Below are 19,018 nucleotides of genomic sequence, written 5' to 3' on the forward strand. Positions count from 1 at the left end.
CGGCAAAGTATTAACATTTATTTCCAGCTAACTTCATTCATAATTTTAACAGCGTCTGCATTGTTTTCACCTAGCTTAGAAAGGTTAAGATCTTGTTCTTTAAAGTTACCCCAAGATTTTAAAAGCTCTGAAGGTTCAACTTCTTTATTAACAGGATACTCGTAGTTTGCTTCAGCAAATACTTTTTGAACTTTAGGACTAGATAGATATTCCACCAACTCAATAGCATTCTCTTTGTTCTTAGCGTGTTTCGTTACACCTATACCACTAATATTGATGTGCGTACCTGTTGTTTCTTGGTTAGGGAAAAATACACTTAATTGTTTAGCAACTTTCACTTCTTCAGGATCTTCTGAGTTAAGCATCTGACCAAAATAGTAAGAGTTCATGATGGCAACATCACCTTCACCTGCAACGATACCTTTAGCTTGGTCACGGTCACCACCTTGTGGATCACGAGCCATGTTGTTCACGATTCCTTCTGCCCACTTCTTCGCTTCATCTTTTCCATTTAATGCAATAAATGAAGATACTAATGATTGATTATAGATGTTTTCAGACGAACGGATCAGTACTTTACCTTTCCATTTGTCTTCAGTTAATGCTTCATAAGTAGATAGTTCAGACTGGTCGACTTTTTTCTTATCGTATACGATAACACGTGCACGCTTTGTTAGACCAAACCATTCATTATCTTTATCTCTTAAATTCTCAGGAATATTCTTATTCAATGTATCACTTTCAACACTTTGCAATAAGTCTTTATCTTTTGCCCAGTGTAAACGACCAGCATCAGATGTGAAGAAAAGATCTCCTTTTGTTGCTTTCCCTTCTCTTGAAAGACGCTCGATTAATTCATCTTCTTCACCTTTAATAAGGTTGACTTTGATTCCAGTCTCTTTCGTGAAATCCGCAAATATTTTATCATCAACGTCATAGTGACGACTTGTATATAAATTTACTTCTCCGCTTTTCTTATCTTCTTTTTTTGCATCGTTGTTACTTGAACTTGCACCCTCGTTTGATTTACCACAGCCAGCCAAAACTAGAGCAGCTAGTACAACCATAACAAAAGCAGTAAAAATGTTCTTTTTTAACATAAGTCAGTTACTCCTTCTATGTATAAGTAATTGAAAACGATTATCAACTTCACTTCTAATTATAATGATAATCATTCTCAAGTCAATTGTTTTTTTAATATTTTTTCTAATAGATTGTTGCTTTTCATATCTTTATCTCCTTTGACAGTTGATTGAAGTGGAAGGTCCGAGACTCCTATGGGACAGGCGGGCAGTTCGAAGAGTGAAGTGGCTCGTTCAGCAAAAGGTGAATGGATTCGAAGGCGCATTTTGTTCATCACGAGTCATTTAACTTTTGATCTAGTCACTGCTACGAATGTGGCTCACCGCCTCCACCGCGGAAAGCGAACATCTGGAACGGAAATCCACTACTTCCAAAGAGCAATAAAGTATACGAAAACCGCTTTTAAAAATGAAATCAAAAAAATCTCTTAGAAGTTTCAACTTCTAAGAGATCATTCCTGGTTTAAAGGCTTCCACTGGTTGTAAACCCAGTTTCCTAACCTGTTATATCCCCTTCTATTTGGGTGAATAGAATCGGAAAAGTATAGTTCTTTCTCAACATTTTCATAAAGTTCAAAAGTGGAAATGTACTTTGTAAGCGTGCTTTCTTTGCTTGCTTCTACGATTGCCTCGTTCCAAGACCTAATACTATCTGCAGCTGTTGGGTCGTACTCTTTTCCGAAATAAGGATTATAAAGACCCAATACATAGACTGGCGCAAACGAATTATTTTCCCTCACAACTGTCAGAGTTTTACTTAAATTGTTTCTTAGCTTTTCTTTTCCAAGTACTAATTTCTGCTGAGGCAACTGGCGAAAGTTCCAGCCTGCAGCCTGGCGAAAATCATTGGTACCTATAAAAACAAATATATGATCCGCTTGTCTTAATGACTTGATCACTACTCCATTATCCAATTGTCTTAATAATTGGTCAGAACGTTGTCCACTGATGCCAAAATTATTAATGATTACATTTCTGCCTGTTTGCTGCTGAATATTTCTCTTAACGATACCAATATAACCTGTTTTGGATGGGTCACCAACTCCGTATGTCAAAGAGTCTCCTAGTGCCACAACCTTCAGAGTTTGTGTATCACTTGCCCCTTCAGTTTCTCCATAAAATTGAAAGATCAGGAATAGTATGAGGGCTAATCCTGCACCACCAATTAACCATTTCTTTGATACTTTCCGCACATCAAGTCCTCGATTCTAGTTATTGTTATCTTACTTTTTACCATAACGAGGGAAAATATCAAGTAATGAATGTGTTATTTCAATCGATAATCTTCAGATGTAAGCGATGTATCTTCCCAAAGATTTTCTTGATCATATTGGTAAGAATCTTTTTTTACGAATGTATGAATCAACATAGCAACTCCTCCACACAATAGGCTTGCAGGTACTAAGGTGATTAGAAAACCAGTCATCTACATCCCTCCTGTACCAAACTATATGAGGGGCAATATATGTTTATGAAACGAATAAAATATTTTATTTCCTCTATATAAATAGTGATTAAGGGTATACAGGTAAAGAAGAATTATAATGGAGGTGCCTTTTGTGGGTTTATTATTTACTTTGCTTTATTTTGCAATCATAGCAATTGTTATTGAAATCAACGTTCTGCTATTCACGCTAACTGGCTTAAAAAAAGAAATTGCTCGCTTTCAAGTCATCTCAATGTTTACTGCTACTGGTTTCACGACCGGAGAATCTGAATTGATTCTGGAGCATCCCGTTCGCAGACGTCTAAGTACGTTTCTTATACTGTTCGGAGTTTTTTCATTAGCGGTTATCATCTCATCGATAAGCAACATATTATCAGATGAATTTCGTTCGATCGAGCTCGGAATCATTATTTTAGTACTCATCAGTTTATACTTAATCTTAAGCATCCCTAAACTAAAAAAATACATGAAACATTCTTTTGAGAGTCATATGGAAAAAAGTTATAACCTAGCAGATCTTCCCTTAAGAGATGTTATGTATTTTGAAGAAGATGATATTGTTGTAGAACTTCCCATTCACAAGGATTCTAAGATTATGGGGAAAAAATTAAAAGATGTTATTCAAGTGGATGACGATTTAATTGTTCTATTCATTAAACGAGGAGATGTAACGGTAAGAAAAGATAGTTACACAACAGAAATTCAAGAAGGAGACATGTTGGTCTTATACGGTCACCAAAGCTCTCTTCAAGAACGATTTAATGAAGAGATGGATGAATTAAAATCTAAAAAAGATGCGTAGGATTCAAAATGAGAAGTGATTTTTCACTTCTCTTTATTTTTCTGATCCAACCCCCTAAAAACAGAAAATATAAGCGAAAATAACTTTAGATAGTAAAAAAGAACCTCTTTTTGAAGAGATCCTTAATTAACCAACTTCTCTAACTTTATCTGGTACGAATGATAACAATAAAGAAATAATATTATTAATTTGCTCAGGCGTTATATGTATACCATCGTTTGCCAAAAGTTCTTCTTTTAGCTTGATAATTGAATCTACTTCATCAAGTCTTGCATCACTCAAGCAATGGTCGATCGTGTTCAATAATTCCAACAACTGATTGTTTTTATTGGTTATGTAATATGTAGTATCCACCAACAAACACCCCCTACTACTAACTATTATTATCGAAACTAAGGTCATTTTCCTACAAAAACAATTCGTCAAATGACGACATATCTTACTTTTTATGGATTTTACCCTATAATACCTACACATTTATGTCGAATGAAGTCGAAGAAACAGGAAATAAGTCCCATCCTAGCCTTAACAGTTAACTATTTCCATTAAAAAGTTTACATTTAAAACTAAAATTACTTTAGTTAAATAACTTTGATAGAGAAGCAAATGGAGATTCATTTCCTTCAGACTTTGTTTTATAAACCAACTTTTCCGGTTCAAAAAGCTTTGATTCTAAGAAAGAAGTCGGATTTTTTACAAATTTGATGTTCCTATGAATTTTAGCAAGGATTCTGGCTGTGTTAATGGCATCATCAAGTGCTCTATGTTTGGATCCTTCATAAACCAGCTCCATCGCCTGAAGAGCGCGTGACAAGCCGTACCGAAATCCTTTTTCACTATCGTGAAGGATACTAAAATGAAATTGCAGATCATTATGATTAATAATCCAATCCGTGTCTGCTTTATGAAAAGTTGAATCTGTAATGAGCGCCCACTTATCTTCTGGTCCCCAAGAACAAAGGTAATACTCTTCTTGGCCGATCCAAGATCTAAAGTTTTCAATTGCCTCTGTATAAACAGGAGCAGAAATCAAATCTTTTTTGGTGATTCCAGTTAAATTTGTAATTCGTGTATTCAACTTATCCATTTTTGGTTGAACGAATGATTGAAACGTATCCAATATTTTAAGTTCACCATCAACTTCAATCATCCGAATGGCACCAATCTCAATAATCTCTGAGAGCCGGTTTGTCATCTCTAAATCATACACAATATACTGCATCCTCATACACCTGCCCTTCTGCATTCATGCCTTAAATGGATGTCTACCATATATTGTAGTTGATTTGTTAATAAAATGAAATATTACTATAGGTATTTAAAGGATAATCATTCCTATAAATTACTGGAACCCCACTTCTTGCATGCATTGTAAAAGTAAACCTCACGTGCGATCTTTACCCATCTTCCAAGTATATTCTTATTTTATGAAAATGAGGGACTTAAATGTCATTCTATTCTGAAAAGGATAAAAGTTTCTTCATCTGCCAAACTTTTCATTTTCAATTTATGTACTCTTTTGTTACCATTGAAAGTGTCTGTTTAACAATATGAACTACATAATGAGGGAGTATCATGAAAAAACTTACAACATTATTTCTTATAATTGGGTTACTTTTTGTAACAGCTTGTTCTAAGGATACGAAACAAAATGAACAAGGAGCTTCAGAAACAAAAGCCGACAACAAGGAAGATTCTACTGACAGTTCCATTTCTGAGCCAGAAAAAGAAGATTCAGAAGCAACAGAGACAACAACTACTGAAGAAGAAAACAGCACAGCTGAAGGTGAAACAGAAAGTGCTGATAGCGAACAAAAAGACTATCTAACTAGCGAACATCAATTTGTTGCTAGTGAACTAACAAATTCTACCGAAAAACAAATAAGTGATAGATGGGGTAAACCTACCCGATCAGAAAAGATTCAGTTCCGCTACCCTGGCACTACAGAATTTGTTCCAGCTATCGTCAACTATTACCAGAATGATAAATATGCGGTAACGTTTGTAGAAGGAAAAGCTGCTCGTCTTGTTTATTCTGTAATCGATGAAGAAATCATGTTTAATGATGAAGAAATGACGAGAGCTCTTGAACTTGCGGGTCTACCTGTAGATGTTGAAGAAACAACGGACACAGACACAGCTTATGTGTACAACGACCTGGGTAATGTATATGAAGTTACGATGTTCTCAAAAGGTGAATTCGTAGATTACTTATACATTATCTTAGATGAAGCATACAAATAGACTACTTTTTGACGACAACTCTCTTAAAATGAGGCGTTTATCACCGTTTCTATGCTCATCCTACTTGCATAAAATGAGTTGAGGAGAGAAATCGGCTTCTCACACGCAAGAAGAGGAGTGAAAATATGTCGTCAAGAAAGTACTGTTCTGATAGCTTTACGCTTTATGTGGTACTATTCGTGCTGCTCATTATTGTCGGAGCCGTCTCGTTTAACGGAAACTGCTGTGTTTATTCTTACCCTTGTTCCTATGGATACGCAGCAAACGTACCAGTAAGCGGTTATTGGAACGTGTAATAAAGAAGTGACCACCATTTTCTTTAAGAAGATGGTGGTCTTTTTTATAGCTTTATAGCTTATCTCTCATACAATCTGCGATCGGTTCTACCTCTGACCCTACAACCACCTGAATATTTTGGTTATTAAGCTTAATCAGACCTTTTGATCCTGCTTTTTTTAGAGCTTCTTCATCAACCTCTGAAAAATCTTTAATCTGAACTCGTAATCTAGTAATACAGTTTTCAAGCAGCACGATATTGTCTTTTCCACCGAGTGCACTCAAATAAGCTGACGCTGCCGTTTCGTACTTTTCACTCGCGGTAGAAGTAGCTGCAGCTTCTGATACAATCGCTTCTTCATCTTCTCTGCCTGGTGTTTTTAAATTTAATTTTACGATCAAGTAACGGAATATAGCGTAGTAAAGGACAAAATAAACCGCACCCATCGGAAGTAGCAACCAACCATTCTGTGAGATCCCAATATTTAAGAAATAATCAATCGCTCCTGCAGAAAACGTGAAACCATGATGAATATCTAATAGTACTGCAACGGACATAGAAACAGCTGTTAAAACAGCGTGAATTACATACAATAAAGGTGATAAGAACATGAAAGCAAATTCGATTGGTTCTGTGATTCCAGTTACAAAGGAAGTGAGTGCTAAACTACCTAACATTCCCGCAACTGCTTTCTTCCGATGTTTTTTTGCTGTATGAATCATGGCTAAACAAGCAGCCGGCAATCCGAACATCATTACTGGAAAGAATCCAGCCATATAAAAGCCTGCTTTTGGGTCGCCAGCAAAGAATCTCGATAGGTCACCTGTAAATACTTTCCCATTTTCCCCTGTGAATTCACCAAATACAAACCATAAAAAGCTGTTGAGTACATGGTGAAGTCCGAGTGGAATCAACAAGCGGTTAAAGAAACCGAATATTCCTGCCCCGATTGCACCTGCACTTGTAATCCAAGTACCAACGTTCTCTAACATCATCTGAAGATATGGCCAGATAAATCCGAAAACAAGCGCTAAAAGTACCATCGTTCCAGCCGTTACGATCGGAACAAATCGTTTACCTCCAAAGAATGAAAGCCATTCTGGAAGCTTCGTATTATAAAATTTATTATATAAAAGTCCGGCTATAACCCCTGCGAGAATACCTCCTAAAACAGACATATCAAATTTTCCGTCATAATTCAGGTTTACTTCGGCAAATGTTTTTGCTCCTTCTGTTAATACAAAGTAACCGATTGCTCCTGCAAGTCCAGCAGCTCCACTTCCATCTCTGGATAGACCTACTGCAACTCCTATCGCAAATAATAGTGCTAGATGACCGAATATCGCATTACCTGACGCAACTAAGAATGGTACATCTAATAAATCGTCTTGACCAAAACGTAGCAAAAGTCCAGCTGCAGGAAGAACTGCAATCGGAAGCATGAGCGCCCGACCGATCCGCTGTAAGAAACCTAACATAGTACCTACCCCTCTCACTTTTGAGTGAAATTACGTATCGCTTCTTTTAACTTTCCTTTATGCTGATCTAGTTGCAATTTGGCTTCATGTGGAGCGACCCCTGTAACAAGCTGAAAAATGGCAGCCTTTGTGTTGCCCCCTTGGTCTTGCAAAGCCATTTCTGCTTCTTCTTCTGTTGCGCCAGAAGCTTCAACAATAATATTTTTAGCACGCTGAACTAATTTCTCATTTGTGGGTTGAACATCTACCATAAGATTGCTGTACACCTTACCCCATCTCACCATGCTGGCTGTACTGATCATGTTCAACACAAGCTTTTGAGCGGTACCTGCTTTCATTCGGGTAGAGCCTGTGACCACTTCTGGCCCCGTTATAACAGGAATGCCAATATCCGCAAGCTTCTCCATCGGTGAATCTGAAGAACACACAAGAGCTGCTGTAAATGCTTCTTTTGTTTTGGCATACTTCATCGCTCCTAAGCAATAAGGGGTTCTGCCAGAAGCCGCAATAGCTACAACAACATCCTTTTCTGTTAGATTTAGAGCTTTAAGATCGGATTCACCTAACTCTGCATCATCTTCGGCTCCTTCGATCGCATGCTGAAGGGCATACTCACCGCCCGCTATCACACCTACTACTAACTTTGGATCTGTACCGTATGTGGGAGGACACTCTGATGCATCCAACACACCTAATCGTCCACTTGTTCCAGCACCTATATAGATCAATCGACCTTCATTTTCAAAAGCTGTGACCACTTTTTCAACGACAAAACTTATTTCTTTTAAAACAGGAGTAATACAACTGGCTACTCCCAGATCGGCTTCGTGTATTTTTTGGATCACTTCTAAAGTTGTAAGTTCATCAATTGTTACCGTGTCAGGATTTCTTTTTTCTGTAGCCAATTTGGTTAAGTCCATCTTGATCTCCTTTAAATGGTTATGATTTAATAGATTTTATTTCACTTTGGAATGCAGCAGCACAAATCTCTTGCCACTTCCAACTTTCTTCATCAGTGACAAGCTCTCTTGTTTGATACGTCCTGCTACATTCGTTTTAGTATCAGCAGGAATATCTCCTAAACAAATCTGAAGTTCACCCGCATATCTACCATATAACTCGTTTTCAACCGTTATCGTTCCTTCATTAAATACATCTAACTCATGAGCTTCTGGTTGAAATTTAGAAGGCAGTTGTCGTGACTCAACGGACCGAATCACATATTCTGCAGCATCCATCCTATTCGTGTGAACCATGTTGTCGAATATCTCGTATCCTTTATTAAAATCGGCATAAAGAGGGACTGTACCTTCCATTACAAACTTTAATTCTTGCAGAGTTTTGTTCGTAAGGTTTAAATCTCCTACACAGATTTTGTCCGTATTCATTTCTTGAAGTTCTAATGCAGCAAGTGTTGGTGAAACATGTCTGTGATTCTCAATCGTAGGTAGCCCTACATGTAGTGGTCCGCGTAATTGTTCATCACCTTGAATGAATGCCATCGTTTGGATTCCATACCGATGAAACAGAGCATTTCTCTCATAAAGATATTGCTTTGATATGCCGGTAAACGGCTTTGGATAAAAGTTGTGCCAAGCTTCTGTTTGATGTGGTTGAAGTCCCTCATCCATTAACTTCTTAAGCTGTTCTTCATCAATGGTACTAGCATTCAAACCAATTTTAAGATGGTGAGACAGCCAAGCGATCTGCTTGGCTGTAAACCCATAATCCATCCTGATGCCCGAAATGCCCCACTCTGTTATGGAAGGCAGTTCATTAAATGATAAACCCAACCGCTCAAGAGAAGCTGGTGAAACATCTGCCATTACTTCCATATGAAACTCTTGAGCGGTTTTTCCTAACCATTTAACTTGCTTAACGTAATCCACATCCCTCTCTTCAGGTATATGAAGAGAGGTAAAGATGTATTGAAATCCGCTCACAGCGGCTTTCTCCATCCAGTTTTTATTAAAAGTGTCTGATTCACTCAGATAGATTGAAATCCCATAACACAAAACGTTCACTCCTGATTCGTTAGATGTCTTTTGCCATGCTCTCTTTAAATCCAAACGTCCATGTGAATAAGAATCCGAAGAAATAAGCAATTACTAATCCTACTAAATAGAGAACCATTTCATTCGCATTAACAAGAAACACGAGTGGAATGCCTGATACACCGATGGCAATTGTTGCGACTTCATAAAACGCTTGGAACGCTCCCCCGACTGCTGCCCCTAAACATGCTGTTAAAAACGGTCGTCCGAGCGGAAGAGTAACACCAAAGATTAACGGCTCTCCGATTCCAAGCATACCTACAGGTAATCCACCTTTAATAACTTTACGAAGACGCTGGTTCTTTGTCTTAAAGTAGATCGCGAATGCAGCACCAACTTGCCCTGCTCCACCCATCGCTAAAATCGGTAAAAGCGGATCATCACCGATCGTGTTAATTAGCTCCATGTGTACTGGCGTTAAACCTTGATGCAATCCTGTTACAACTAATGGAAGGAATGTACCTGCTAAGATAAGTCCAGAGAAAATACCGCCAATATCAATTAAGTTCAACAAACCTTTTGTAATTAAATCTGACAAGAATCCGCCTACTGGCTGAAGTACGAATAGCGTAGCAAAACCTGTAATTAATAACGCCAATGTTGGCGTAACAATAATGTCAATTGAAGGGTGTACAAACTTTCTAATACGTTTTTCCAAAAAGGCGATTAAAACCGCGGCAAGCATTACACCAATTAATCCACCACGTCCTACTACTAACGGATCTCCAAAAAGGGTAATATTCGCAAGACCTGGGTTGATAAGCAGAATACCTGCTGCTCCACCTAATGCTGGAGTTCCACCAAATTCTTTAGCCGTATTGATACCAACAAACACAGCTAGATAACTAAAAACTCCCCATCCAATTAAGCTAAGCATCTGCATGATTGAAGATTCTGGGTCAGCACCACTTCTTACAGCTACGTTTGAAAATCCAGCTATTAAACCAGACGCTACGATTGCTGGAATCAGCGGAATAAAGATGCTCGCGATCTTGCGTAGAAACTGTTTGAAAGGTGTTGCATTCTTTTTATTGATGGCATCCTTATTCATCCGAGCCATCTGTTCAAGGTCCATGGGATCTGTCTCATCAAGCGATTGAATGTTCATACCTGTTTCTTCGCTCATCGCAAGCGTGACACGATTAACAATCCCAGGGCCAACAATGATCTGCAACGTATCATCTTCAACGACACCCAACACACCATCTACTTCTTTAAGACCTTTTAGATCTGCTTTAGACGGATCGTGTAAATTAACCCGAATTCTTGTCATACAGTGCATCAACGATTGGATGTTTGAAGAACCTCCAAGCTTCTCAATGATGCTATGAGCCATTTGCTGCTCTTTCCCCATGCTTCTTCCCCCTTTTAGTAAACGCTTTCATTTTTATATAAAACGCCATTTGTTAGCGTTTCATATCAATCATAAATTTGTAGCGATCGCCTCGATACACCGACTGAACAAGTTCTAGAGGCCTTCCTGATGTTAAATAAGTTTGTCTCTTAATCAGAAGAACTGCTGCGCCTTTTGTAATTTCGAGTATCTCGCTTTCCACTTCACGCGAAATGGACGCTTCTAAACTTTGTGTCGCATAATCTATAACAAAGCCTGCATTCTCAACTTCAGAATACAAAGACCCTTGTTTTACGTGTGATTCGTTTAATTCAAGGAGATCAACCGGAACATAAGTCGTCTCGAACGCCATTGGAATTTCATTTGCGAGGCGAACACGTTTAATCTCATATATTTCTTGATTCTCTTCAATTTCAAGTGCTGTTGCTACTCTTCTTTCAGCAGCTATTTTTTGGAAAGATATGAGTCTTGATGCTGGTTTATAGCCTCGAGATTTCATGTCTTCAGTAAAACTCGTAAGACCTAAAAGCTTCTGTTCTATTTTATTGGCAGAAACAAAAGTACCTTTTCCTTTTTGGCGGGTTAAGTAGCCATCATTCACAAGATTATTGATAGCCTGCCGGACTGTCATGCGGCTTACTTCATAGTTCTCAGCAAACTCTCTTTCAGAAGGTATCATGGTTTCAGACTCCCATTCGCCTTTATCAATCTTTTGTTTGATCGCCTCTTCAATCTGAAAATAAAGTGGCATTGGTGATGTTTTATCTATCATAAAAATACTTAACTCTCCTCTTCTAAAAGACTCCTCGCACCATCGTCAGCTAACACAGTAACGTTAGGATGTTGATTAAGTACTGTCGCAGGTACATCGGAATTCAGGGTACCTTGAAATAATTCTCTTAGTGCTCTAGCTTTTTTTTCACCAGAGGCAAGAAGCAGAATTTCTTTACTTTCAAGGATCGTACTGATCCCCATCGTAATCGCTTCTCTCGGCTGTTTCTCATGCGTAAAATACTTCGCGTTCGCGCTTAATGTGGATTCTGTTAATTCGACTACATGCGTTCGCGAACTAAAATCTGTACCAGGTTCATTAAATCCGATGTGACCGTTCTCTCCAATACCGAGCACCTGTAAATCAATACCGCCTAGCTCTTTAATTACTTCTTCATACCGCCTGCATTCTTTTTCAAGGTCGTAAGCTTCACCATCTGGGAGATGAGTTTGATTCTTAGGTATTCCGATATGGTCGAATAAGTTTTTTTGCATGTAATCATGGTAAGCTCTGGAACCTACATATTCGTCAAGGTTTACAGTGTGCACATGTGAATAGGACTGCTTATACTCTTTACTATATTTTGAAAGGTGTCGGTACATGCCTAAAGGTGTCCTCCCCGTAGCAAGACCAAGCACAATTCTTTCTGAACTCTTTATTTTTGAAAACACATATTCAGCTGCCATTCTACTAAGCTCTTCTTCATCGGAAACCTTGATCAATCTCAAACTCGTTCCCCCTTTCGATGATAGACAAGCTCGCCTCGACAAAAAGTCATAAGCACATCGCATTCCGTGGTCAACACCGTAATATCCGCGTCTTTACCTACTGAAAGACTTCCTTTTCGGTCGAAGACCCGCAGCTCTTTTGCTGCATTCTCACTCGTCATTCTCACAATATCCGACCAAGAGCAATGCGTATAATCCAACATATTTTTAACAGCCATGTTCATCGGTAAGATACTTCCTGCTAGTGTTCCATCAATTAATCTAGCTTCATTACCTGTTACGGTTACTTTCTGTCCACCGAGCGTATAAGTTCCTTCACCTAAACCTTTTGCTCTCATCGAATCCGTAATCAGAATCGTTCGTTCTGGACCAGTAGAATGATAGGCTAGTCGAATCATCTCAGGGCTAGCATGAACACCATCCACGATCATCTCAACCTTCAATTCTTGCTGTAAGAGTGCTGCACCAGCAACTCCTGGATCTCGATGATGCATTCCACGCATACCGTTAAATAAATGAGTGACGTGAGAAATACCAGCTTCAATCCCATTTTTCACTTCTAAAAACGAACTGTCACTATGACCGATCGACGCGATCACATTTTGTGAAGATAAGTACTTTGTAAGCTCTAATCCACCATCCATTTCAGGCGCCAACGTAACGAGTTTTATTTGATCATCAGCACTTTTTTGCAACTCTTTAAATAGGTGTGCGTCTGGCCGCTGAATGAAAGGCGTAGGCTGTGCCCCCGCTCGTTTTGGAGAAATAAAAGGCCCTTCAAGGTGAATACCGAGCATTTCAGCAGCTGAACTTCGAGATTGTTTCATGAAGTTTGCAGCAGTATTCAGTGCGTTATGAATAACAGATGTTTCTTCAGTCATCGTTGTTGCTAAAAAAGAGGTCGTTCCCTCTGATGGTAGATGTTTGGAGATAATCTCTAGCGCTTCTTGCGTTCCGTCCATACAATCTGCTCCAGCAGCTCCATGAATATGAATGTCAATCATGCCAGGAATGATAACAGAGTCTTGAGGCATGTTAAACCTAATAACATCTTCATCTGTTGAAAAGGGGTTTGTAGTACCAACATAGTGAATCTTATCGTTCTTCATCCACACATATCCGTTATTAACGAGCTGGCCTTCTTCGTTAATCAAGTTCCCAATTAGTAAAATATTAGGCTTCATGTCCACTCCCCTTTATCACTTTATGCCTAGACTAACATTCTTATGACTAGTTGTCTATACCAGTCAGAAAATTCAAATAAAAAGCTAAGACTAAAGAAACCGCCTTAGCTTTTTCTCAAACTTAATACAATAAATATCTTTTTCTTACATCTTTAAAATCATCAAGTTCTTGATCATATCGAGAAACGATGTCATCTACTGTTCGCCCTGTTTCTATATATTCTCGAACCCATCCGTTTCCTGATAACAGATCAAAGAAAGAAATTCCTCTACTATCTTCTGCTCTAAATGCAAAATCATTTGGGTACAGATCATGAATGGCTTTTACAAGTGTGATTCCAGTAAGCACGGGTTGAAATAACTTTTCATCCTTTACATGAATCTCCACTCCGTGAGATAGCTTCCCTGCATGCTTAGATGAAGCCGGTGTAAACGAGGCTGCTCTAAAAGAAACACCAGGCAAAGCTTCTTTATTTAAATTCTCAGCTAACTGATCTCCGTTAATAAATGGAGCACCTATCAGTTCAAACGGCTTAGTCGTTCCACGACCTTCTGAAACATTCGTCCCTTCGATCAGCGCACTTCCAGGATACACAAGTGCCGTATCTTTTGTAGGCATGTTAGGAGAAGGCAATACCCACTCAAGTCCACTATCTTCATAACTCCAGGATCTCTTCCATCCTTTCATCTCTATCACTTTTAAATCCGCACCAATATCAAACTCATTGTTAAATAATTTCGCCAACTCTCCTACAGTCATTCCATGCCTCAACGGAATTGGATAAAGACCGACAAAGGAAGAATACGCTGGATCTAATACTGGCCCTTCTACTTCATTACCTCCAAGTGGATTCGGACGATCCAATACGACAAATGGTATACCGTTCTCTTTTGCTGCCTCCATCGCATAAGCCATCGTGTAAATATACGTATAGAAACGCGTACCTACATCTTGTATATCGAAAACCAAAACATCAATACCTTCAAGCATCTCAGGAGTTGGCTTTTTCGTTGCTCCATACAAACTATAAACAGGAAGGCCCGTTTTCGGATCATTGTAGAATTCTACATATTCTCCTGCTTGTGCACTCCCACGCACCCCATGTTCAGGTCCATATAATGCTTTTAGCTCAATATCCGGATGTTTATATAAAACATCAACGATACTGTTCAAGTTGCGATCTACTCCAGTCGGGTTTGTGATTAATCCGACTTTCTTACCCTTTAATACCTTCATGTCATGGTTCAGCAGTTGTTCTAAGCTTGTCTTAAATCTTTTCTTGTGATCAAAACCGTTTTGATTCGTAGCTTGTGCACCAGGCAGTATGACAGAGAATAACATCAATATCGTTAAAAAAACTCCCCATTTTCTCATCGACTATTTCCCTCCTATTAGTAGCTTTCGCCATGACCGAACGGATAAAGAATTTTTTCTAAACCATCTTCATAGATCGTAACAGGCAGCTTACCTGAAGGGTTGTTTATTCCAAATATCGTTTCTGCTGCCGCTCTAAAGCTAGCATCTCTGAAGCTGTATTGTGCAAGATAAGCTGAAACTTCAGGAAACGCCATAATATCATATGGATTTCTTATACCTACAGCTGCTGTTTTACCCGGTGATGCAGCAATAATTTGGTTAACCATCTGCATCTGTGGAGACGACGGTAGTCGCCCAGAAACGGTAGACGTATGAGTTCCTAGCACAACAAGATCGGCATCTTTTACTTTTTGTAGTTGTTCTGCATTTAAAGGTTTATCCGCTTTGATCAACTCTACCGATGAGTGGTGAGCAGCTAACGCTTGTTGAAGGTTCTCGATATAGGTGTTGCCAATGACCACTACCGAATCGACCTCGTTCTTATTAACCGGTAAAAGATTATCGTTCTTCACAAGTGTGATTGACTTTCTTGCTACTTCATTCTCTAAAGCCTTATGATCTTGGTTTCCAACGACTTCTTCTGCGTGTTCAATTTTTTCTTCGACTGGCGTCTCGCTTACTTGTTTGTAAATTCCTCGATTCGCTTTTAACGTCAATAGACGCTCAACCGATTGATTCAATCTTTTTTCTGTAATTTCACCATTATCCACTGCCTGATACAGTCCATTTGCGACTTCTTCTAATCCCACTGGCATTAGTACGATGTCTGTTCCAGCATTTACTGCACGAATAGCAGTATCAACTGGACCAAAGTGATCTACTATGGCTTTCATATTTAGTGCATCTGTAGAAATAACGCCTTTAAAGCCCATTTCTTTTCGCACCAAATTCGTTAATACTTCATAGGACAATGTGGCTGGAAGATTGATTTCTGTTCCATCTTTTTTAGAAATAACAGTGGTCGGATCAATTTTAGGGAATGTTACATGAGCTGTTAATATAGCATCAATATAGTTATTGATCGCTTGCTGGAAAGGATATAGTTCAACTTCTAGGAGTCTCTCCTTTTCATGAGGAACAGAAGGCAGACCTAAATGAGAATCTACTGCTGTGTCTCCATGACCTGGGAAGTGCTTAGCCGTTGCAGCCATACCAGAATTTTGTAATCCCTTAATATAAGCAGTTCCTAAATCAGCGACTAGTTGTGGATCTTCACCGAATGAACGAACACCAATGACAGGGTTGTCTGGATTATTATTTACATCCAATGCTGGAGCTAGGTTCATGTTGATTCCTAATGAATGGAGTTCTGATCCAATGGCATGTCCGACAGATTCCGCCATCTCCGTTGATCTTGTGGCACCAAGCGCCATATTTCCTGGGAAATCGGTACCGCTCTGCAAACGTGTCACAATTCCACCTTCTTGGTCGATTGATACCAATAAACCATAATCTTCATTTGCCTTTTTATATTCATCGACTAATCTAACTGTCTGCTCTGTTGTTACTACATTTTCCCTAAATAGAATAACTCCACCTAGGTGGTATTTTTTTACAATCTCTCTAATCTCATCGTTCATTTCCGTTACAGGTTTCCCTTTCCAATTACGGAAATCTGGCATTAACATCTGGCCTACCTTTTCTTTTACTGTCATAGACTTAATCGCTTTTGTGATCACGTCATTTTTAGGGTTATTTTGTTTTAGGAATTCAGCCTTTCCATGTTTAACACGTATTCCAATCTTATCGAACGACTTCCCATCTGTAACTACGATCATTGTAGTCCCATTCTTACCGTTTAAGCTTACAAAGCCATCATTGTTCACTGAGGCAACCTTTTTATTCAGTGATTTCCATATTAGTTGATCTGTCACTTCGACATATGTTCCATCTTTACTTGTTAACAATGCGGCTAGATCTACGGTTTCACCATTAATGTCTTTACTAAGTTGCGGCATATTTTGAGCGATGATTAAACCTTCATTGCCTTTATGTTGGGTTGAAACACCTTCTGCCTTCCCAACCCCTGCAAACATAGGAACGATCAAAAGGGAAATTAAAAGAACATACCGAATGCTTATTGATGATTTCACAATACTAACCTCCTTAGAATTTGGTAGCGCTTTCTTTCTTTGTCACTTTTCGGTAGAAAAAAAGCGGTTCCTGTCGTAAGAAGACAAAACAGAACTTAAGTCCTTGAAACCACTAGGACTAGTTGTCTATACCAATTTGTCGAACTATACTTTTAAGGTAAGAAAGACTTATATTATTTTTAAACGTTTATCCATAGAGTTAAATCTTTAAGTGCAAGATTTAAGGTGAATATTTGGCAATGTTTGTTTATCATTATTTGAATTAAAAACGGGTGTTATGTAAAATTATCCAAAAAAGGACTTGCTCCGTTTTCTGAATAATTATATACTTTTCTATGTCAGTAATAACTGGGGGCTTAGCTCAGCTGGGAGAGCGTTTGGCTGGCAGCCAAAAGGTCAGCGGTTCGATCCCGCTAGTCTCCACCATCATATAAGTGACCATTCCCTTGAGATAGCTCAAGGGGTTTTTTAAAACAAAAAAGTATCATGCGTGTACATCATGATACTTCATGGAACTATTCTTCTTCTCTATTTTTATTCCTTGGGTCCTGTTCTTCAGCAAATTCAGTTGCATAGCGAAAACCTGGTCTGAATCTTCTTTGTTGTCTCTGCGTTCTATCTTTATTTTTTGAAGGCATGTGCTTTAATAAGTATTGATGAACAAAAACTTCCGTAGCAGTAATAATACCTGCTGCGATTACACTTCCCCACGCAATCTGCAAATAACCATTTAACAGGATTGATCCAAAGATCCAAACCACTACATAAGCTAAAATAAACTCTGCCATTAACGTATTCGTCTTACCTATTCTTGGCAGGAGAATACGGTCAGCTACGATGTAAGTGATTGCAGTTGTCGTAACCGCAAAGGAAACGATGTCACTAATTGATGCGTCGAAGAAAAGATCAAGTCCAATCCAAAATGCGATTAAACACACCATTAATTTCATAATAATGACTTTTACTTGTTCCATAAAAGAAATCCTCCTTTATCTGTTCCTAGTTTGCAACAAATAACGGAGGTTCATACTTCTTCATTTAAATGGATTTTCTACAACGTCTGATTTATTTAGATAGGCTGGAGAATCGTCTCATTTACCTTGTTTAGCATTGGACTTATCTTTCTATCGAACAAGAACAAGTTTAACCCTCCTCGACATACATGCTTAATAAATGACTTCTTTTAAACAAACAATCCACTATAGAGTTCGTATTTTTAAGAAAAAATCGTTCTTGTAACATTTATGAAATATTTCTGTAATATTAGTGAAACCATATTAGCACTTCTCTCGTCTAATAAATAACAAGACATTGAGGAGGATATAACATTGAAATTCAAAAAACGTACGGTGATTTTTACAGCAACTGCATTACTAACAATTGGAGTATTAAATAATAATGATTTTGAGAGCAAGGTAAAAGCGACAGAAACAAAAGTTCCTATTAAAAATGAGGCAATCGCTCCTAAACAATACAATGAAGCTGCAATAAAACAAAAGGATATTGAAGAAGATGCAAAATTGCTAGCAGCATTGAAAGTGAACGTTCCTGTTCAACCTCAAAATGAAGAAGCAGTTCAAAAATCAGTTGAAAAAGAAAAAGTAGAACAGCCACAGATTTCCGAAGAGCCTAAAGAAAATAAAACCCAAACAACAAAACCTGAACCAAAGCCTGCAGTTCAGCCACAAACAAAAAATGAGGAGGCAACACCTAAACAAGAAGAGCAAGCACAGTCGAATAAGCCTGAAACTAAAATCATCGACGGTTACACATATGTTAGTTTAATGGATGACACACATGAGAACTTAAAACATTTAGTAGCCATCGCAAAGAAACATAATGCTTCTCTTTATGCGATTGAAGATAGTGATTGTTTTGTGATGTATGATAATTCTACCGATCAAATAATTTCGAGTTTTAGCACGGGTATCAATATGACTTCTATCGAAAACGTAGATGTTCTATACGATATGCACCCTACGATTAAAGAACAGATTCAAGAAGTCATCAAAACGGGGGAAGCCATTCAAGTTAAACAGGATGAATTTAATGGCTACCACATTTCAAAAGTTGATGGGAAGATTAGAGTATCGTTTTAAAAACATAGAAAAAAGCCCTATTTTGG

19 protein-coding genes and 1 tRNA gene are annotated in these 19,018 nt (G+C 38.4%); 5 read left to right on the forward strand and 15 right to left on the reverse strand.

Annotated elements, in window-relative coordinates; all coding sequences use genetic code 11:
* Positions 1 to 17: 17 nt before the first annotated feature.
* The 3 genes from I5J82_RS12395 to I5J82_RS12405 all read right to left on the reverse strand — a co-directional run bounded on the left by I5J82_RS12395 (position 18) and on the right by I5J82_RS12405 (position 2,508).
* Positions 18 to 1,100 carry a Fe(3+) ABC transporter substrate-binding protein gene (locus tag I5J82_RS12395; protein WP_198768093.1) on the reverse strand — a complete coding sequence of 361 codons (1,083 nt, stop codon included), beginning with the start codon at positions 1,098 to 1,100 and terminating at the stop codon, positions 18 to 20.
* Positions 1,101 to 1,534: 434 nt separating this feature from the next.
* On the reverse strand, positions 1,535 to 2,275 hold the full coding sequence (locus I5J82_RS12400; protein ID WP_198768094.1) for a GDSL-type esterase/lipase family protein: 741 nt from the start codon (positions 2,273 to 2,275) through the stop codon (positions 1,535 to 1,537).
* Positions 2,276 to 2,349: 74 nt separating this feature from the next.
* A complete protein-coding gene (locus tag I5J82_RS12405) occupies positions 2,350 to 2,508 on the reverse strand; it encodes a hypothetical protein (RefSeq protein ID WP_198768095.1) in 159 nt (52 codons plus the stop codon).
* Positions 2,509 to 2,641: 133 nt separating this feature from the next.
* On the opposite strand from I5J82_RS12405, the gene I5J82_RS12410 reads away from it, so the two are divergent.
* Entirely contained in the window at positions 2,642 to 3,331 is a 690-nt protein-coding gene (locus I5J82_RS12410; protein WP_198768096.1) for a TrkA C-terminal domain-containing protein, read from the forward strand.
* Positions 3,332 to 3,457: 126 nt separating this feature from the next.
* On the opposite strand, the gene I5J82_RS12415 is transcribed toward I5J82_RS12410, so the two are convergent.
* Complete coding sequence (locus I5J82_RS12415; protein ID WP_198768097.1) at positions 3,458 to 3,685, reverse strand: hypothetical protein; 228 nt, start codon at positions 3,683 to 3,685, stop codon at positions 3,458 to 3,460.
* Positions 3,686 to 3,908: 223 nt separating this feature from the next.
* The gene (locus I5J82_RS12420; protein ID WP_198768098.1) at positions 3,909 to 4,559 is read right to left on the reverse strand and encodes a 3'-5' exonuclease; all 651 of its coding nucleotides are present in this window, start codon (positions 4,557 to 4,559) and stop codon (positions 3,909 to 3,911) included.
* A 347-nt stretch (positions 4,560 to 4,906) separates the two neighbouring features.
* On the opposite strand from I5J82_RS12420, the gene I5J82_RS12425 reads away from it, so the two are divergent.
* A complete protein-coding gene (locus I5J82_RS12425) occupies positions 4,907 to 5,575 on the forward strand; it encodes a hypothetical protein (protein WP_198768099.1) in 669 nt (222 codons plus the stop codon).
* Between the two features lie 125 nt (positions 5,576 to 5,700).
* The gene (locus I5J82_RS12430) at positions 5,701 to 5,871 is read left to right on the forward strand and encodes a YjcZ family sporulation protein (RefSeq protein ID WP_198768100.1); all 171 of its coding nucleotides are present in this window, start codon (positions 5,701 to 5,703) and stop codon (positions 5,869 to 5,871) included.
* 52 nt (positions 5,872 to 5,923) lie between these two features.
* Here the strand turns inward: I5J82_RS12430 and nagE are convergent, their stop codons facing one another.
* The 9 genes from nagE to nagZ form a co-directional block, all read right to left on the reverse strand.
* On the reverse strand, positions 5,924 to 7,330 hold the full coding sequence (gene nagE / locus I5J82_RS12435; protein ID WP_198768101.1) for an N-acetylglucosamine-specific PTS transporter subunit IIBC: 1,407 nt from the start codon (positions 7,328 to 7,330) through the stop codon (positions 5,924 to 5,926).
* A gap of 14 nt (positions 7,331 to 7,344) precedes the next feature.
* Positions 7,345 to 8,250, reverse strand: a complete 906-nt coding sequence (murQ, locus tag I5J82_RS12440; RefSeq protein ID WP_198768102.1) for an N-acetylmuramic acid 6-phosphate etherase — start codon at positions 8,248 to 8,250, stop codon at positions 7,345 to 7,347.
* A gap of 36 nt (positions 8,251 to 8,286) precedes the next feature.
* On the reverse strand, positions 8,287 to 9,345 hold the full coding sequence (locus I5J82_RS12445; protein WP_198768103.1) for a DUF871 domain-containing protein: 1,059 nt from the start codon (positions 9,343 to 9,345) through the stop codon (positions 8,287 to 8,289).
* Positions 9,346 to 9,364: 19 nt separating this feature from the next.
* Positions 9,365 to 10,738, reverse strand: a complete 1,374-nt coding sequence (locus tag I5J82_RS12450) for a PTS transporter subunit EIIC (protein ID WP_198768104.1) — start codon at positions 10,736 to 10,738, stop codon at positions 9,365 to 9,367.
* Positions 10,739 to 10,790: 52 nt separating this feature from the next.
* Positions 10,791 to 11,510, reverse strand: a complete 720-nt coding sequence (locus I5J82_RS12455; RefSeq protein WP_198768105.1) for a GntR family transcriptional regulator — start codon at positions 11,508 to 11,510, stop codon at positions 10,791 to 10,793.
* 8 nt (positions 11,511 to 11,518) lie between these two features.
* Positions 11,519 to 12,238: a glucosamine-6-phosphate deaminase gene (nagB, locus tag I5J82_RS12460; RefSeq protein ID WP_198768106.1), complete on the reverse strand. Its 720-nt coding sequence runs from the start codon at positions 12,236 to 12,238 to the stop codon at positions 11,519 to 11,521.
* A complete protein-coding gene (gene nagA, locus I5J82_RS12465; protein ID WP_198768107.1) occupies positions 12,235 to 13,422 on the reverse strand; it encodes an N-acetylglucosamine-6-phosphate deacetylase in 1,188 nt (395 codons plus the stop codon). The genes nagB and nagA overlap by 4 nt, the downstream gene beginning before the upstream one ends.
* A 121-nt stretch (positions 13,423 to 13,543) precedes the next feature.
* Complete coding sequence (locus I5J82_RS12470; protein WP_198768108.1) at positions 13,544 to 14,797, reverse strand: exo-beta-N-acetylmuramidase NamZ family protein; 1,254 nt, start codon at positions 14,795 to 14,797, stop codon at positions 13,544 to 13,546.
* A 17-nt stretch (positions 14,798 to 14,814) separates the two neighbouring features.
* A complete protein-coding gene (nagZ, locus tag I5J82_RS12475; protein ID WP_198769008.1) occupies positions 14,815 to 16,836 on the reverse strand; it encodes a beta-N-acetylhexosaminidase in 2,022 nt (673 codons plus the stop codon).
* A gap of 407 nt (positions 16,837 to 17,243) precedes the next feature.
* Between nagZ and I5J82_RS12480 the strand changes: the two genes are divergently transcribed.
* Positions 17,244 to 17,319: transfer RNA gene (locus I5J82_RS12480), tRNA-Ala, on the forward strand.
* Positions 17,320 to 17,408: 89 nt separating this feature from the next.
* Here I5J82_RS12480 and I5J82_RS12485 read toward each other — a convergent pair.
* Positions 17,409 to 17,867: a YndM family protein gene (locus I5J82_RS12485; RefSeq protein ID WP_198768109.1), complete on the reverse strand. Its 459-nt coding sequence runs from the start codon at positions 17,865 to 17,867 to the stop codon at positions 17,409 to 17,411.
* 354 nt (positions 17,868 to 18,221) lie between these two features.
* Between I5J82_RS12485 and I5J82_RS12490 the strand changes: the two genes are divergently transcribed.
* Positions 18,222 to 18,992 (forward strand): hypothetical protein, encoded by a 771-nt coding sequence (locus tag I5J82_RS12490; RefSeq protein ID WP_198768110.1) that lies wholly within the window; start codon positions 18,222 to 18,224, stop codon positions 18,990 to 18,992.
* Positions 18,993 to 19,018 lie beyond the last annotated feature (26 nt).

It is taken from the genome of Fictibacillus halophilus, from assembly GCF_016401385.1.
Lineage (GTDB): Bacteria > Bacillota > Bacilli > Bacillales > Fictibacillaceae > Fictibacillus > Fictibacillus halophilus.

Excerpts from the sequence above, each read along its gene's own strand:
- I5J82_RS12485 (WP_198768109.1), bottom strand. The coding sequence starts at position 17,867 with ATGGAACAAGTAAAAGTCATTATTATGAAATTAATGGTGTGTTTAATC.
- nagA (WP_198768107.1), bottom strand. The coding sequence starts at position 13,422 with ATGAAGCCTAATATTTTACTAATTGGGAACTTGATTAACGAAGAAGGC.
- nagZ (WP_198769008.1), bottom strand. The coding sequence starts at position 16,836 with ATGTTTGCAGGGGTTGGGAAGGCAGAAGGTGTTTCAACCCAACATAAA.
- I5J82_RS12395 (WP_198768093.1), bottom strand. The coding sequence starts at position 1,100 with ATGTTAAAAAAGAACATTTTTACTGCTTTTGTTATGGTTGTACTAGCT.
- I5J82_RS12430 (WP_198768100.1), top strand. The coding sequence starts at position 5,701 with ATGTCGTCAAGAAAGTACTGTTCTGATAGCTTTACGCTTTATGTGGTA.
- I5J82_RS12470 (WP_198768108.1), bottom strand. The coding sequence starts at position 14,797 with ATGAGAAAATGGGGAGTTTTTTTAACGATATTGATGTTATTCTCTGTC.
- murQ (WP_198768102.1), bottom strand. The coding sequence starts at position 8,250 with ATGGACTTAACCAAATTGGCTACAGAAAAAAGAAATCCTGACACGGTA.
- nagE (WP_198768101.1), bottom strand. The coding sequence starts at position 7,330 with ATGTTAGGTTTCTTACAGCGGATCGGTCGGGCGCTCATGCTTCCGATT.
- I5J82_RS12455 (WP_198768105.1), bottom strand. The coding sequence starts at position 11,510 with ATGATAGATAAAACATCACCAATGCCACTTTATTTTCAGATTGAAGAG.
- I5J82_RS12425 (WP_198768099.1), top strand. The coding sequence starts at position 4,907 with ATGAAAAAACTTACAACATTATTTCTTATAATTGGGTTACTTTTTGTA.
- I5J82_RS12420 (WP_198768098.1), bottom strand. The coding sequence starts at position 4,559 with ATGAGGATGCAGTATATTGTGTATGATTTAGAGATGACAAACCGGCTC.
- I5J82_RS12450 (WP_198768104.1), bottom strand. The coding sequence starts at position 10,738 with ATGGGGAAAGAGCAGCAAATGGCTCATAGCATCATTGAGAAGCTTGGA.
- I5J82_RS12405 (WP_198768095.1), bottom strand. The coding sequence starts at position 2,508 with ATGACTGGTTTTCTAATCACCTTAGTACCTGCAAGCCTATTGTGTGGA.